Source organism: Bacillus sp. MRMR6 (assembly GCF_001940785.1).
GTDB lineage: Bacteria > Bacillota > Bacilli > Bacillales > Cytobacillaceae > Neobacillus.
Window position 1 is genome coordinate 293,118 of sequence record NZ_MSLS01000003.1, and the last position, 16,335, is coordinate 309,452.

12 protein-coding genes and 4 tRNA genes are annotated in these 16,335 nt (G+C 38.9%); 1 reads left to right on the top strand and 15 read right to left on the bottom strand.

The window, feature by feature from the left end; translation table 11 throughout:
- Positions 1–2: 2 nt before the first annotated feature.
- From BTR25_RS05640 to BTR25_RS05685, 10 genes are all read right to left on the bottom strand, one after another.
- Entirely contained in the window at positions 3–800 is a 798-nt protein-coding gene (locus BTR25_RS05640) for a two-component system regulatory protein YycI (protein WP_075686980.1), read from the bottom strand.
- The gene (locus tag BTR25_RS05645; protein WP_075686982.1) at positions 787–2,109 is read right to left on the bottom strand and encodes a YycH family regulatory protein; all 1,323 of its coding nucleotides are present in this window, start codon (positions 2,107–2,109) and stop codon (positions 787–789) included. Before BTR25_RS05645 ends, BTR25_RS05640 begins: the two co-directional genes overlap by 14 nt.
- Complete coding sequence (walK, locus tag BTR25_RS05650; protein ID WP_075686984.1) at positions 2,106–3,929, bottom strand: cell wall metabolism sensor histidine kinase WalK; 1,824 nt, start codon at positions 3,927–3,929, stop codon at positions 2,106–2,108. The genes BTR25_RS05645 and walK overlap by 4 nt, the downstream gene beginning before the upstream one ends.
- Before the next feature lie 8 nt (positions 3,930–3,937).
- Positions 3,938–4,648, bottom strand: a complete 711-nt coding sequence (gene yycF, locus BTR25_RS05655; protein WP_075687086.1) for a response regulator YycF — start codon at positions 4,646–4,648, stop codon at positions 3,938–3,940.
- 315 nt (positions 4,649–4,963) lie between these two features.
- Positions 4,964–6,424, bottom strand: coding sequence for a peptidoglycan DD-metalloendopeptidase family protein (locus tag BTR25_RS05660; protein ID WP_075686986.1), 1,461 nt, complete (start codon positions 6,422–6,424; stop codon positions 4,964–4,966).
- Between the two features lie 390 nt (positions 6,425–6,814).
- Positions 6,815–6,887: transfer RNA gene (locus BTR25_RS05665), tRNA-Phe, on the bottom strand.
- Between the two features lie 309 nt (positions 6,888–7,196).
- A tRNA-Asp gene (locus BTR25_RS05670) sits at positions 7,197–7,273 on the bottom strand.
- Positions 7,274–7,343: 70 nt separating this feature from the next.
- A tRNA-Glu gene (locus BTR25_RS05675) sits at positions 7,344–7,415 on the bottom strand.
- A gap of 20 nt (positions 7,416–7,435) precedes the next feature.
- Positions 7,436–7,511 (bottom strand) — tRNA-Lys (locus BTR25_RS05680).
- Positions 7,512–7,983: 472 nt separating this feature from the next.
- On the bottom strand, positions 7,984–9,276 hold the full coding sequence (locus BTR25_RS05685) for an adenylosuccinate synthase (RefSeq protein ID WP_075686988.1): 1,293 nt from the start codon (positions 9,274–9,276) through the stop codon (positions 7,984–7,986).
- A gap of 216 nt (positions 9,277–9,492) precedes the next feature.
- Between BTR25_RS05685 and BTR25_RS05690 the strand changes: the two genes are divergently transcribed.
- Positions 9,493–10,407: a nuclease-related domain-containing protein gene (locus BTR25_RS05690; protein WP_075686990.1), complete on the top strand. Its 915-nt coding sequence runs from the start codon at positions 9,493–9,495 to the stop codon at positions 10,405–10,407.
- 616 nt (positions 10,408–11,023) lie between these two features.
- Here the strand turns inward: BTR25_RS05690 and dnaB are convergent.
- From dnaB to rpsR, 5 genes are all read right to left on the bottom strand, one after another.
- Complete coding sequence (dnaB, locus tag BTR25_RS05695) at positions 11,024–12,379, bottom strand: replicative DNA helicase (protein WP_075686992.1); 1,356 nt, start codon at positions 12,377–12,379, stop codon at positions 11,024–11,026.
- A 164-nt stretch (positions 12,380–12,543) separates the two neighbouring features.
- Positions 12,544–12,993, bottom strand: coding sequence for a 50S ribosomal protein L9 (gene rplI, locus BTR25_RS05700; RefSeq protein ID WP_075686994.1), 450 nt, complete (start codon positions 12,991–12,993; stop codon positions 12,544–12,546).
- Positions 12,993–14,963, bottom strand: a complete 1,971-nt coding sequence (locus BTR25_RS05705; protein WP_075686995.1) for a DHH family phosphoesterase — start codon at positions 14,961–14,963, stop codon at positions 12,993–12,995. Before BTR25_RS05705 ends, rplI begins: the two co-directional genes overlap by 1 nt.
- 35 nt (positions 14,964–14,998) lie before the next feature.
- Positions 14,999–15,931 (bottom strand): YybS family protein, encoded by a 933-nt coding sequence (locus tag BTR25_RS05710; RefSeq protein ID WP_075686997.1) that lies wholly within the window; start codon positions 15,929–15,931, stop codon positions 14,999–15,001.
- A gap of 126 nt (positions 15,932–16,057) precedes the next feature.
- The gene (rpsR, locus tag BTR25_RS05715) at positions 16,058–16,297 is read right to left on the bottom strand and encodes a 30S ribosomal protein S18 (RefSeq protein ID WP_075686999.1); all 240 of its coding nucleotides are present in this window, start codon (positions 16,295–16,297) and stop codon (positions 16,058–16,060) included.
- Positions 16,298–16,335 lie beyond the last annotated feature (38 nt).

Here is a 16,335-nt window from a genome sequence, read left to right on the forward strand (position 1 = left end):
TTTCACTCCACATCCGTATTTTCCTTGCTGTCAAATTGAATAATCTGTCCTTCAAATGCATTCACAAATAGACTCTGTTGATCATCGACGACAAAGTGCCATGTAGGTGCTAGGGCTTGTGAAGCCGCCAGTTGAATCAAGGTTGAGTATCCTAGTTCAATTTTGGTAATCTTGCTTTTCGGTTTCAGTTCTCCTTTTTGATGCAGTGTTTCAATTGCTTTCAGCGGAGAAAGAATATCCCCTTTAGCTGCTTGCTTTTCAATCTCCCCTAAATAAGTTTGCTCATAGTAAACAATTTGGTCATCACTATTAAGATGAAAGGTAAGCATGCCGCTGATATTTTTATAAAGGGTCATATATTCATATTGTTGAAAGTAGATAATCGTATTCTCCTGCTCGTTCTTTTCCCAGAACTGATACTGATCCCCATGGATAATATTTTCTTTAATAAAAGTAGAAAGCTCTGATGGCTCAAACTTCAAACTAAGCTGTACTGGCTTTTCAAGCTCCATCTGTAAAACAGCACTAGGTTCCTTTATTAAAGCTGTTTGCCCCTTTAACTTAGCAAGATCACTTTTCGTGAAGGTTTTTGGTTTTGCACTAAGGTATGGATGCTTAATCGTTGCCTTAGGCAGTTCTCCAATTTGAATCTCATCCACCTTCAACTTGTCCTCAATGGAAGCTTCCGTAACATACTCGTACTTATTTGCATCCCTTATTTTCATGAACTGAAATAACAGATAAACATCTAAAATCAAAAAAGTTATGATAAAAATGGTTTTAATTTTACTCCAGTCCACGTAACAATCCCCCCAGGTCTTCGTCCGTGATTTGTCCCCATGATTGATCATAGAGGTAGAACCAAGCGGGTGCTAAGAGAATCACTTGATTTGCATCCTTATCCCGTTCCATCCTATACCCTAAAGTAATCCGTTCTAGTAACTCTGGCTTAAAGTTACTCCGACTTTGTAAAAACTCCAAAACCTTAGAGCCAGATGGAAGCATGGTATATTCCATTTCTGATAATAATGGGAGCTCTAGAGAAATGTTGGGCCTCTCATACTTACTAATTTCATCTCTGCCCCATACCTCTTCGATTTCCGATAATCCTCTTTCATTGAAAACAGGAAAACCATCCAAACTGTATAAACGGAAAGTAACCGAATGATTATACTCATCTTTTGCAACATAACGGTATGGGTCTGTCCATCCCCCATGTTCATTAATAAAGTCAATACTTCGCTTTACAAGCTCGTAGGTACTGGCATAGTACTTACTTTCAACCGTTGGATTCACGTAAAGTAGCATATTACTTTCATCATCGATTGTCATTTTACTGGATACATCTGTATATTCTTCACCGTTAGGAACTGGGCTTTTTTGAACAAAACTAGGATCATTAAAAAGCGCCTCTTTAAATTCCTCTGCATTTAAGACAGCCGGCAGATATTTATACACCAACAATTCTTGCTCACCTTCAGGTATAAATACTGTTCGCTGAGACGTAGCTTCATATGGAAAATATTTTGGGAAGGCATCTGCATTTTTAAAGTGGCTGCGGTTAAATTCATTGATATATGGCGTGGAAATATGGCTCATATATACTTGGTTTGATTCAGTAGAAACAAAATAAACCGTACCATTTTCCTTATCAACGTGGTCCACATTGATAATAATTCGGTTAAAGTTAAAAGAAGGAATCTTTTTCTCTTCAAATTTTAAGACACCTCGGTAAAGCTCAATCGGAATCTCCCCAGGAAAAACAATTTCAACATTGCCGCTGCCATGCATTAGTTCATTCATGTTATCTATTCTATCCGATACATTTTTCACATCATAAAACGACCAGCTTTTGATCTCTTTCATTATTTGCGAAAGGTCTTCACTATTAGTGGTCCCGTGATGTCTATCTTTTATATGGAATAAAGCTAGATCAGGTCGGATAATCTTATGCAATTCTTGCTTTTCACTAACTGAAATTTCAGCAACATAATTACTGCTTTCCATCGTGTCATAATTCGGCTGGAACGTCCAGAGACTCCAGGTTAGCACTATACTAATCAAGATGAGAACTGTTAGGATTATTGATTTTATATTTTCATATTTCATGACCATTCTTCCTCTTCAGCTTGCTCGTACGGTAATGAAAAGGATATTTGCGTCCCTTTTCCTTCTTCACTTTTTGCCCAAATGGCACCATCGTGAGCCAAGACCATTTCTTTTGCTATTGCCAGTCCTAGACCCGTTCCGCCCAACTTTCGGGTTCTTGCTTTATCAACTCGATAAAAACGGTCAAAAATCTTACCTATATTCTCTTTTGGAATTCCCACACCCTCGTCAGTTATGCTAACGGTTATTTTATCTTCCTCTTCAGTTATAGAGAAAGTAACTAAACCGCCTTCAGGTGAGTATTTCAACGCATTCGAAATAATATTATAAAGAACTTGTGTCAGCTTATCCTCGTCAATTTCTACAAAAATAGCATGCGAAGGCAATAACCTTTTAAAGCTTACATTTTGTTCTTTCGCCATTTCTAAACGGTCGATAATCCGGTGGAAGAACTCAACAAAGTTCACCCACTCTTTGGAAAGATGGTAGTCAGTGCTGTCCATTTTAGATAGCTGAAGCAAAGCATTTACGAGACGAATCATTCGCTCGGTTTCTGTTCTAGTCACCTCTAGAAAATTCGGTGCGATCTCTTCATCTTTCCATGCACCATCTGCTAATGCTTCTAAGTAGCTTCTCATCGTCGTTAAAGGTGTTCTTAACTCATGAGATACATTGGCAACAAACTCTCTTCTTTCCGCATCAATTTTCTCCTGGTCGGTAATATCATGAAGAACTGCTATTAAACCATTAACAAAACCTGTCTCTTTTTGAATAACAGAGAAGTTTGCCCTTAGAATATAGGGTTCTTTTTTCGTGCTGTAATCTAAAATTAACGAGTCCTTTTCCTCCAATAGATCTTCAAAGATATTAGTGTCCGTTAATCCTAATAGTTCAACAATAGGCTGTGAGAGGACTGTTTCACGTGAAACATCCAGCATTTCTGCTGCAGGTTCATTGATTAAGATGACCCGCCCTTTACGGTCTGTTGCGATTACACCATCTGTCATATAAGACAAGACAGATGAGAGCTTTCTTCTTTCACCCTCCGTCATTGCCTGTGCCTCTTGAAGCTTTTTTGTTAAGTTATTGAAGGTGATTGCAAGCGTCCCTATTTCATCATGGCCATAAACTTTAACTTTTCGGGAGAAGTTTCCTTTTGCCATCGCTAAGGCTTGCTTTTTCATATCCGCGATCGGCCTGGTAATCGTTTGCGCCAATAAAATCCCAAGAATAGCTGTAATTCCTAATGCAATCGCCGTTCCAGTAGTAAAAATCTTGTTGATTGTTTTCATTTGAACAAAAACATTTTCTATTTTTGCAACTAAGTCAATCGCTCCAATTACTTTACCGCCAGATTTAATCGGTGTAGAAAGCACCCAAATTCGTTTTCCACTTTGGGGATCAATTAATATATTACTTTGATCTTCCTCTAAATTAATGGACTGGGTAATCCTAAGTTCGGTTGTCCGCTGTCCCACAACAGCTTGATTAAGCATCGATGTTCCTAAGATCTTTCGAGATCTGCTGTCTATCACCCTCACTTCAGAAATGTCTTCAGAAACGAAGTCTCGAAGTATTTTTCTTATGTCTTCCTCCAGTATAGGGTCCTCTTCCGTTCGCTTTTTTTCCATTTCTTCAACGACATTATAAGCTAGAAGGTTCACACGTTCTTTTAAGGCTGTTTGAAAATTAGTCCGTAGTGTTTCTTCAAGCTGCCGGACAAAATACACACCAATAATCTGCATTGCCACTAAAATAAGCAACACATAAATAATGACAAACTTTACGTGGATGGAACGAAAAAAACTAACTTTATTCATAAAGGAAATTACTCCTGCTCTGGATTCCGCAGATAGTATCCAACCCCTCTTCGCGTCACAATCCAGGTAGGATGACTTGGGTTATCTTCGATTTTCTCACGTAATCGGCGAACCGTTACATCAACCGTACGGACATCGCCAAAATAGTCATAGCCCCATACAGTTTGCAGTAAATGTTCTCTCGTCATTACTTGTCCAATATGCTTTGCTAAATAGTATAATAATTCAAATTCACGATGCGTCAACTCAATCGTCTCTCCGCGTTTTGAAACCACATATGCATTTGGATGGATAGTAAGGGAACCCACTTCAATTTCATTTGTATCAGACTCGGCATCAGGCTGTGAAGCCACCAGTTGATGACGACGAAGATTCGCTTTTACTCTTGCAATTAATTCTCTTGTGCTAAACGGTTTCGTTACATAATCATCTGCACCTAGCTCTAGACCTAAAACTTTATCGATCTCCGAATCCTTTGCAGTCAGCATAATAATCGGCATATCATATTTTTTTCGTACTTCACGGCAGACTTCCATACCATCTCTTAGTGGAAGCATAATATCAAGAAGTATTAGATTTGGCTGTATAGACTCCACCATAGAAAGTGCTTCGTTTCCGTCATATGCACAGTAAACATCAAAGCCTTCCTTCTTTAAATTAAATTGCAAAATATCCGCAATCGGTTTTTCATCATCCACTACTAGAATCTTTTTTTCCATACCCATTGCTCCTTTAATTGTATAATCTATTGATAACATTGATAATGTGAAACTTCTATCAGCGGAGGTTTTCTTCATCCCCCACTGATGGTTAGTTGAACTTATCGGGCTTTTACGGGCAGTTAACCCTTATTTAGGAATTCTTGTTTTTTCTCATAGCCTTGAGATGGGGGTCTTACTGCCCGTTAATGCGGGATAAAAAGGCATATCTACTCTAGATTACTTTACCATGTAATCTAATTGAATTCATCTATTAGTAGTTTTTAACAAGAAAAGAGTCTCTATCAGTGCTAGAGACTCTTTTTTATAAAAAACTTATCTACTTACATAAGAAAGTGGATTTTGGTTTACACCGTCTTTAAACACTTCAAAATGTAAGTGTATTCCAGTTGAATCTCCAGTTGATCCCATAACACCAATCGTTGAACCTTTAGAAACAGTTTGTCCCACACTTACGTTAATCGAAGCTAAATGTGCATAAAGGGTACGAATACCATTTTGATGGTCAATAACAATTTTATTTCCGTAACCTCCGTCATATCCAGCTGAAACTACTACTCCGTTGTCTGCCGCTAGAATAGAACGATTACTTGGCCTAGCAATATCAATTCCCTTATGCATTCTTCCCCAACGATAACCCATTTGACTAGAAATGTAGCCGCCAACTGCCGGCCAAGCTAGGGTACCGCTGCCACGAGATGGAATTACCTTTGTTCCCTTAATAAGGATATGATTTACAGGTTCTTGTACTACCTGTTCGTTTGTTACAGTTTTTGTAGTAGTTGTTCCATTTTGTTGTGAGATCATGTAAGTAACAGACTTAGAACCATTTTGTCCTTGCTGTTTCACTTTTGAATCACCTTTAGGCATGGCTGCATCTTCTTCTACTTCATTCGCATAAGGAATTTCCTCTAATTGGTTAACTTCTTTATCTACGATAATCTCAATTAGCGGCTCATATGCAGTCACGTTAACTTCTTGACCAATCTTCAAAACGGAATCTTCATTTAGTTCTGGATTTAATGCTAGAAAGTCAACTAACTTTAATCCATGTCCATTCGCGATCGTTCCTAAGACATCGCCCTCTTGAACCGTATATTTCTTTTCTTCCAATGTGCCTTTTTGTAAAAGCGTTACTACTTCATCAATTGTCATCATTTTATCTGGGGAAACTTTTTCTTCTAAAATTGAAACTTCCTTAGATAATCTAACGTCTATTAAACGAGTTTGATTTTCTGATAAAGCGGGTAAGTCAGTAGTAACTTCAGCTTGTCTATTCTCAAGATCTGTTAATTCATCTTCAGTTACATATTGTAGCTTTAAAGTTCTAATTACTTGATCTGCAGTTGATTTGCTGTCAAGGTAGGCAACTGCTTCTCCGTCAATGACAATAGCAGCAGCTTCTGCTTGTAGCTGAATAGCACTCTCAAGGTTTCTGCTGGCTTGTTGATTATTGGCTGTTGAATGGAAAACTTGTTCAGCGATGTACTCAATATCTGAACCTATTTGTAAATCCATATTTTTATACGTTTCTTTTAATTCAACTAGTTTCTCGTCAAGAATCTCTTGAACTACCTCTTTATCTGAAACGGTTCCAATAAAAGAATCATTTAGATAAACATGAAAGACAGTTGTTAATTTAAAGCTTGCCGCTGCACTGGCAGTGATGCCACTTAATGCAATAGTAGATGCAGCAATGGCCGACATAACCGTCATCTTTAAAGATCGTTTTTTCGTTAATTTACTTGATTTATTTCCTTTATTAAAAAATAACATTGGAATCCTCCTAAACTACGGAAACAACTCTCTTAATCTAGTTCGTATTATCTACAAAAGAAATTTCCCTCTTTTTTATCCTCTATAACAATATCATAAAATATAGAAATATGACGATTAGTCTTTATAATGTAACAAAAATGTATAATACCTGACATTTTTCTACAATTATAGTAGAAATAGATCGATACTTTCGACCTTATTTTGTAGCTGAATCTAGTAAGAAATCCTTATTTTATCAACATTTTCCCCTATTACCAAAGAAGGCAACTGAATAATACAAATTGAATCACACCACGTATACATCCGACAAATTCCCTACTCTTTTTATTACAAAATCATTACAATAGTAACAAAAAAAGAAGCCTACAATTGTAAGCTTCTTTTGGATGGCTCAGGACGGAATCGAACCGCCGACACAAGGATTTTCAGTCCTTTGCTCTACCGACTGAGCTACTGAGCCATAAGATAAATTGTTTCCTAAACCTCGAAGGTGGTCATACCTTCGTCCTCATCTCAGAAAGCTTATTCAAGCAGCAGCTCGATGAGTACGCTGATGCATTTTCAATGTAGCTTATTCGGACGTGCTCTACCGACTGAGCTACTGAGCCATAAGATAAATTGTTTCCTAAACCTCGAAGGTGGTCATACCTTCGTCCTCATCTCAGAAAGCTTATTCAAGCAGCAGCTCGATGATTACGCTGGTGCATTTTCAATGTAGCTTATTCGGACGTGCTCTACCGACTGAGCTACTGAGCTATATCAATAAAAATGGCGGTCTGGACGGGACTCGAACCCGCGACCTCCTGCGTGACAGGCAGGCATTCTAACCAACTGAACTACCAGACCTAAAGTTTAGATATCAGTCATCAGCAAGACAACCGGGCTTGCCAGTCGCTTGCCAACAACCAATTGCCAATGACCCCTACGGGATTCGAACCCGTGTTACCTCCGTGAAAGGGAGGTGTCTTAACCACTTGACCAAGGGGCCATACATACTTTAAAACTAAATGGTGAGCCATGAAGGATTCGAACCTTCGACCCTCTGATTAAAAGTCAGATGCTCTACCAACTGAGCTAATGGCTCGTACTTTGAAATGTTCCCTAAATTTTGCGTTAGACGTCCACACCTCAGAATGCTTATACAAGCAGCAGCTCGGCGTGTACGCTGAAGCTACTCATCGAAGCTTACTCGGACGTGCTCTACCAACTGAGCTAATGGCTCGTACTTTGAAATGTTCCCTAAATCTTGCGTTAGACGTCCACACCTCAGAATGCTTATGCAAGCAGCGGCTCGGCGTGTACGCTGAAGCTACTCATCGAAGCTTACTCGGTCGTGCTCTACCAACTGAGCTAATGGCTCGTACTTTGAAATGTTCCCTAAATTTTGCGTTAGACGTCCACACCTCAGAATGCTTATGCAAGCAGCGACTCGTACTAAACTGCCTCGTTTGTGACGACGCTTTTTATAATATCACGGTGATTGTTATTAGGCAATAGTTTTTTTAAAAAAACTTTTAATAAAAATAAAAAGCCCTCGAATTAGAGGGCTAATATAATTAGATCTGTCTCCAAGGGCTGCGGACAACGTTTGTTTGATTGCGGTCCGGACCGACAGAAAATGTAGTCAAAGGAATTCCTGTAAGCTGTGTAACACGTTCAACATAATGACGGGCATTTTCAGGCAATTCATCTAAGGTCTTAACTCCTGTAATATCCTCAGACCAACCTGGAAGCTCTTCATAAACAGGCTCGCACTCGGCAAGAACCTTTAAACTCGCAGGATATTCTGTAATAAGCTCACCCTTATAGCGATAGGCCGTACAAATCTTCAGAGCTTCAATCCCAGATAATACATCAATGGAATTGAGTGAAAGGTCAGTTAATCCGCTGACACGACGAGCATGACGCACAACCACACTATCAAACCAGCCAATACGACGCGGACGACCTGTTGTTGTCCCATATTCACGGCCAACCTCACGAATTTGACTGCCGATTTCATCAAATAGTTCAGTCGGGAAAGGACCATCACCAACTCGAGATGTATAAGCCTTACAAACACCAACTACATGGCTAATTTTAGAAGGACCAACACCCGAACCAATGGTAACCCCGCCTGCTACTGGGTTAGAAGAGGTAACAAATGGGTAAGTACCCTGGTCGATATCCAGCATGACACCTTGAGCACCTTCAAATAAAACGCGCTTACCCTCATCCAGGGCATCGTTCAGTACAACCGATGTATCGCAAACATACTGTTTAAATTGCTGACCATATTCATAGTATTCATCGAGGATTTCTTCTTTTGTAAATCCTGTTGTTTCATAAATACGTTCAAACAGACGATTCTTTTCTTTAAGGTTTTGCTCTAACTTCTCCTCAAAAACGTCGCGTTCAAGTAAATCAGCAATTCTAATTCCCACGCGTGCTGCCTTATCCATATAAGCAGGGCCAATACCTTTTTTCGTTGTACCGATCTTGTTGGCACCTTTGCTCTCTTCTTCTACTACATCTAATTTCAAATGGTACGGAAGGATTACATGTGCACGGTTACTTATGCGAAGGTTATCAGTTGAAATCCCCTTTTCATGTAAATACGCTAATTCTGTTACAAGTGCCTTTGGATCAACAACCATACCGTTGCCAATAACACATATTTTTTCTTTATAAAAAATCCCGGATGGAATTAGATGAAGCTTATATGTTTCACCATCAAACTTAATCGTGTGACCTGCATTATTACCACCTTGATAACGAGCGATAGCCTCTGCATTCTCAGAAAGAAAATCAGTAATTTTACCTTTTCCTTCGTCTCCCCATTGTGTACCAACAACCACTACTGATGACATTAAAGGCACCTCCAAAATAAATACACTTTTCCTTTTCCATAGACAAGTTTAACAATTATTAGGGGTAAAAGTCAATAAAACACGAACAATTTATACCAATATATTAAAATATGTTCGTAAAACATTATTATACTAATCTAGTAATATCCTACTTGTAAAAATGGGTAATTTTACATATGATTAGTTTGAAGTTTCTACTAAGAAAGGAAGTGGAATATGATTAATAGAAAACGCCTAGAACCATTAGAACTTATCTTTTTTAAGTACTTATCTTCACGGATGGCATTATCTGATACAGACTTTTGGAGGTACCAAACCTTAAAAAAAGGATACGAAGGTGAGAAAAAAAGCGATATATGGCTTCAGGATCTTTCAGATGAATGGATTGTCCTCCACGATTTACTCCTCGAATACAATCAATCTAAATTCCAAATCGACACACTTATTTTTACCTATGAAAAAATCCACCTTTTAGACGTAAAGAATTATGAAGGCGACTACACGGACAATGGAGAAAATTGGTCCACCGAAACTAACCTTAAAGTGCAAAATCCACTGCACCAGTTGAATCGTTGCGAAATCCTGCTAAGCAAGTTGTTACATAGCCTTGGTTGCCATTATCCAATAGAATCCCACTTAATCTTCATACACCCAGAATTTCATTTGTATCAAACCTCTATTAATCCTAAAATTATCTTTCCTGCCCAACTCAATCGCTTTATGAAAAAATTAAATTCTAGACCTGTTAAACTCTCAGATAAATACCTTGAATTAGCTGAGCAAATAATTTCCATGCATATAGTACAACAACCGTGTATGCCGCCTTATAGCTATGATCAGTTGCGGAAAGGGATAATTTGTCCGAAGTGTTATTCGTTTTATACTCAACGAGTTAGGAATAAGTTAATATGTGGTACTTGTAGTACCTTGGAGGAAGTTGATTCTGCTGTTTTGAGGAGTGTAAAAGAGTTTATGTTCCTCTTTCCTGACCAATTAGTAACAACTGACATTATTCACGACTGGTGTTCAATTGTTAAATCAAAAAAGACAATTAGGAGAATATTATCTAGTAATTTTAAACTAGTGGGACATAGCAAGACAGCTAATTATATTGTTTATGAAGATAAATAACACATTAAAATTTTTAATAATCTTTCAGATTACCTTCGTAACTATTTTTCACTTACGACGGTAATCTGACGCTTCTTCTGGTTACCGCTAAACCCCTTTTTCCTTCATAACGGTAATCTGACGCTTCCCCTGGTTACCGCTAAACCCTTTTTTCCTTCCTAACGGTAATCAGGCGCTTCTTCTGGTTACCGCTAAACCCCTTTTTCCTTCATAACGGTAATCTGACGCTTACCCTGGTTACCGCTAAACCCTTTTTCCTTCATAACAGTAATCTGACGCTTACCCTGGTTACCGCTAAACCCTCTTTTCCTTCATAACGGTAATCTGACGCTTACCCTGGTTACCGCTAAACCCTTTTTTCCTTCATAACGGTAATCTGACGCTTACCCTGGTTACCGCTAAACCCTTTTTTCCTTCATAACGGTAATCTGACGCTTACCCTGGTTACCGCTAAACCCTTTTTTCCTTCATAACGGTAATCTGACGCTTCCCCTGGTTACCGCTAAACCCTTTTTCCTTCATAACGGTAATCTGACGCTTCTTCTGGATGCTGCTATCTTATCCTCCGATAAAAAAAGCCAGCCAAGATAAAATCCTTGGCCAGCTTTCCAAAACTCTATGCACCCGGAGCACCGTCGTACCGGGTTTCGAGGTTTACGAATTTATTGTATTCTTTTACGAACGCTAGCGAAACTGTTCCAGTTGGCCCGTTACGCTGCTTAGCAATAATGATTTCAATGATATTCTTGTTCTCAGATTCTTTGTCATAGTAGTCATCACGATACAAAAAGGCTACGATATCGGCATCCTGCTCAATCGATCCTGATTCACGGATATCGGACATCATCGGACGTTTATCTTGACGCTGCTCAACACCACGGGAAAGCTGAGAAAGAGCGATAACCGGTATCTTCAGCTCACGGGCTAACTGCTTAAGGGAACGAGAGATTTCTGATACTTCCTGTTGACGGTTTTCGCCAGCACGACCGCTGCCTAAGATTAGCTGTAGATAGTCAATCAAAATCATCCCTAAGCCATGTTCCTGCTGAAGACGGCGGCATTTTGACCGAATATCACTAATACGAACCCCTGGTGTATCATCAATAAAGATACCTGAGTTCGAAAGGCTGCCCATAGCCATCGTTAGCTTGCCCCAGTCCTCGTCCGTCAAAGATCCGGTACGAAGCCGCTGGGCATCGATATTTCCTTCAGAACAAAGCATACGCATGACAAGCTGCTCAGCACCCATCTCTAGACTGAAAATTGCAACATTTTCACCTGTTTTTGTCGCGACATTCGAAGCAATATTCAAAGCGAAGGCCGTTTTACCCACGGAAGGACGGGCACCAACAATAATTAAGTCATTTCGCTGAAAGCCTGCTGTCATTCGGTCAAGCTCGGCAAACCCAGTTGAAATACCGGTAATTTCCCCAACACGATTGTGCATTTCTTCAATATTGTCATAGGTACGAACGAGTACGTCCTTGATGTTATGGAAGGCGCCGGCGTTTTTACGCTGTGCCACTTCCATAATGCTTTTTTCCGCTTCACTTAATAGGGCATCGACTTCATCCTCACGAGAGTAACCGTCGGTAGCAATATTAGTTGCAGTACGGATTAATCTTCTAAGTAATGATTTCTCCCCTACAATGTTCGCGTAATATTCTATATTGGCTGCTGTTGGTACTGACCCTGCAAGCTCACTTAAATAACTAACACCGCCCGTATCTTCTAATAACTTGGCTGCTGCCAACTCTTCGGTTACGGTAATTAAGTCGACTGCTTTCCCTCTGTCGTTCAACTTAAGCATAACATCAAAGATCTTTTGATGTGCTGCTCGATAGAAGTCTTCTGGAATTAAAATTTCCGAGGCCACCGTTAAGGAAGAAGGCTCTAAAAAAATTGCACCTAGGACTGCTTGTTCAGCTTCTATATTTTGCGGGGGTAGACGATCTGCGAATAAATCATTCATATATTTTATAACCTCCTATTCTAGAAAAGAAGGATGATATTTTAATAGTATTATATATCTTATAATATCCATAAAAAGGAAAAGTGACCAGCTCATACCGATCACATTCACATCTTGCTCAACTTTTTTATTTTAACATGTTTCCTTTATTTTTGAACTGGAAATTAATTTACTTCTTTTACAGACACAGTTAAAGTGGCTAAAACCTCGTGATGCAGCTTTACTGGAACCTTTGTATGTCCGAGTGAGCGAATGGCATCAGGAAGCTCCATTTTGCGCTTATCAATCTTAATGCCGTGTTTCTTTTGTAGTTCTTCCGCAATTTGCTTCGTCGTAATGGAACCAAACAATCTGCCGCCTTCACCAGCTTTAGCGGAAAGTTCAACGGTAATATTCCCCAAAACTTCACCTAACTTCTTCGCTTCTTCTAACTCTTCTGCAGCACGCTTATCTTCCTTTTTCTTCTGACCCTCAAGTGTACTGATATTTGCACTGCTTGCTTCAATAGCTAAGCCTTGTTTAATTAGGAAGTTATGTGCATAACCATCTGCCACATTCTTGACTTCACCTTTTTTCCCTTTACCTTTTACATCCTTTAGAAAAATGACTTTCATTATTTATTCCCACCTTCAAGATAATCTTCTATTGCAAGCTTTAATTGCTTTTCTGCTTCTTCTACTGTGATTCCACTAAGCTGTGTAGCTGCATTGGTCAAGTGTCCGCCGCCTGAGAGGCTTTCCATGATGATTTGGACATTTACATTACCTAAAGATCTAGCACTAATCCCAACCATTTCTTCGTTGCGCTTTGAAATGACGAATGAGGCTGAGACGCCATCCATCGTTAACAGGGTGTCTGCTGCCTGAGCGATAATCACCTGGTCAAATGTTTCAATTTCGTCTCCCTTAGCAATGGCAATCCCATCATAGTAAAATTCTACGGACTCAATTAATTTTGCTCTCTTTATATAGATATCAATGCTTTCCTTTAAGAACTTTTGCACGAGGATGGTGTCTGCACCTTGCCCCCTTAAATAAGAGGCAGCATCGAAGGTTCTTGCACCTGTTCTAAGTGTAAAACTCTTAGTATCGACAACAATACCAGCGAGTAATGCTGTCGCCTCAATCATTTCTATTTTACCGCGTTTTGGCTGATACTCAAGGAATTCTGTGACCAGCTCTGATGTTGACGAAGCATATGGTTCCATATAAACAAGAACTGGATTATCAATAAATTCTTCTCCGCGACGGTGATGGTCAATGACGACGACATGGTCTATTTTGTTTAACAAACGTTCTTCAATCACGAGTGCTGGTTTATGGGTATCCACAACCACTAGCAGTGTTTTATCAGTTGAAATCTCAAGCGCTTCCTCCGGACCAATGAAGTGAGAAAAAAGTTCTTCCTGATGCCGGATTTCCTCCATCAGCCTTTGAACCGCTCCATCAATCTCTAAAGGGTTAATCACAATGTAGGCATCCTTTTGATTCATTTGAGCAACTTTATGAATACCAATGGCTGAACCAATTGAATCCATATCAGGATTCCTATGTCCCATAATGATGACCTTATCACTCGCGGTAATCAAATCCTTTAAAGCATGAGAGATGACTCGTGCTCTCACTCTCGTCCTTTTTTCCACTGGATTTGTTTTACCGCCAAAGAACTTCACCTTTCCATTCGGCTGTTTAATAGCAACTTGGTCTCCGCCTCTTCCTAAGGCTAAATCAAGGCTTGATTGCGCTAGGACACCTAGTTCAGGAAGGGAGGCCGTTCCAGCACCTACGCCAATACTCAGTGTAAATGAGACATTTTGTTTTGACGTCATTTCACGTACTTCATCAAGGACAGAGAATTTTGCCTTTTCAAGACTGTTCAAGATCCCTTCACTAAATACGGCAATAAACCTTTCAGAAGAGATTCTTTTTAGAAAAATCCCATTGTCTTGAGCCCATCTATTCAGGGTAGACGTTACCATATTATTAATACTACCGCGCATTTGGTCATCCATGCCTTGGGTTAGTTCATCATAATTATCTAAAAAGATGATAGCAATGACGGTTCTTTCATCGTGATACATTTTTTCAATTTTTGTTTGTTCTGTCACATCAAAAAAGTATAATAGTCGCTCCTCAGGCTTATGGATTACACGAAACTTCCTGCTATGAAGAGTTATAATCTCTGTTTCTACTTCTTGCTTGATTAACGGGACCAGGGAGTCTGCCACATCATATAAGGACCTTCCAAGAAGGGTATCTTCATCAAAATAAGAAGATAAGAATGGATTGGCCCAATCAATAAAATATTCTTCATTAATAAGCATAATCCCAATCGGCATTTCCATCAGGGCTTCTTCCCCGACTTTTTTCACACGATAAGAAAGAGTTGAGATATATTCTTCCATCTCTTTACGTTGACGGCGATCAATCTCGAACATATAGTACAGCGGGATACCAATCACTAACAGCCCTGCTAGACCAATAATCCAATTATAAATAGACAATACAATCAGCAACACCACTGTAATGCCCAACAGCCCATAAAAAGGGTAACGAATCGAACGCTTTTCTATAAATGCAGGCAAAGTTTTCAGCTCCTAGCCTTAGTGATCATGCTTAATTAAAGCTTATTTCTCAAATCAAATCCTAAGTCAATTATACCTAATATCGCAATAATATAAAGGAAAATAGGTATTAGGAATGAGACAATCGCGATTGTTATAGAGACTGCTCTGGACATTCCTTTTTTACTAAAGAAGTAAAACATAAAGGTATACCCTTGCACAATCATGAAGAATTGAAGGATATAGGTGAGATTTAACAGTGCAGTATATACATATGTACCTTCCTCAGGATTTAAGAACATGCTTAACAGTAATGTAATTAAATAATACCAAAGTAAGCTTTTTGGTAATGTAATTTCTTTTACTGAATTCCATTTTTTAACCTCAATTCCAAAACGCTTAATAATTGGAAAGGACACTAATTGAATAACAAAAACTACAGAAATGGAAGCCATCACAATAAGAGTAGGGAGCAGGGTTTCTAATAAGGCAATACCTTTAACCATTTGTTCGATAGCCTTCTCTGTCTCTTCTGAATTACCAAAGTTTTTCAGCAGTTCTGCTGAAGTTTTTATTGACTCATTCATCGTTACGAACATTTCATCAATCATATTAACGTTAAAAATGACCGTAGAGGCTGCATAGATGATGATAATGTTAATTAAGAAAACAAGCGATCCAACAATCAAAATGGAAATCCTGCCCTTTTTCAATTGTATAAGATATCCAATTACTGCACCTGTTGTTCCATACGCAAGTCCTAATGGCAATGATAGAATGGATCCCACTATCACAGAAAGGAACAAAGAGGCAATCATAAAGACAACAATGCTTTTCCCATCATTTTTTGCGGCAAATATGATAAACGGTATTGCTAAAAATAAATTAACAACCATTCCAATTACTGGGACATAAATAGTTATTAACAATAGTACAGCGAAGACTGCTAACAGAATAGCGCCCTCTGTTAGTTTTTTTGTATTTTTCACTACTTCACCTCTAAATTCTTTACACCTATCTTTAATTTTAGCCAGAATAGTACTAGTATACAACTTTAACCAAAGGAAACAAAAATAAAAGGCAGCATGGGTGAATTCCCTGCTGCCTCTCTTTTATTATTCACCTGCAACGAATGGTAATAATGCCATTTGACGTGCACGTTTGATTGCAACTGTTAATTTACGCTGATATTTAGCGCTAGTACCAGTTACACGACGTGGTAAAATCTTTCCACGCTCAGAGATGAATTTCTTAAGTAAATCCACTTCTTTATAATCAATCTTTGTGATTGCGTTAGAAGTGAAGTAACACACTTTACGGCGTTTTGCGCGACCGCCTTTACGTCCTCCTGCCATGAAAATTCCCTCCTTTATCATTTTTTTATATTCAAGTT

Excerpts from the sequence above, each read along its gene's own strand:
- BTR25_RS05660 (WP_075686986.1), bottom strand. The coding sequence starts at position 6,424 with ATGTTATTTTTTAATAAAGGAAATAAATCAAGTAAATTAACGAAAAAA.
- rpsR (WP_075686999.1), bottom strand. The coding sequence starts at position 16,297 with ATGGCAGGAGGACGTAAAGGCGGTCGCGCAAAACGCCGTAAAGTGTGT.
- BTR25_RS05690 (WP_075686990.1), top strand. The coding sequence starts at position 9,493 with ATGATTAATAGAAAACGCCTAGAACCATTAGAACTTATCTTTTTTAAG.
- rplI (WP_075686994.1), bottom strand. The coding sequence starts at position 12,993 with ATGAAAGTCATTTTTCTAAAGGATGTAAAAGGTAAAGGGAAAAAAGGT.
- yycF (WP_075687086.1), bottom strand. The coding sequence starts at position 4,648 with ATGGAAAAAAAGATTCTAGTAGTGGATGATGAAAAACCGATTGCGGAT.
- dnaB (WP_075686992.1), bottom strand. The coding sequence starts at position 12,379 with ATGAATGATTTATTCGCAGATCGTCTACCCCCGCAAAATATAGAAGCT.
- BTR25_RS05685 (WP_075686988.1), bottom strand. The coding sequence starts at position 9,276 with ATGTCATCAGTAGTGGTTGTTGGTACACAATGGGGAGACGAAGGAAAA.
- BTR25_RS05645 (WP_075686982.1), bottom strand. The coding sequence starts at position 2,109 with ATGAAATATGAAAATATAAAATCAATAATCCTAACAGTTCTCATCTTG.
- walK (WP_075686984.1), bottom strand. The coding sequence starts at position 3,929 with ATGAATAAAGTTAGTTTTTTTCGTTCCATCCACGTAAAGTTTGTCATT.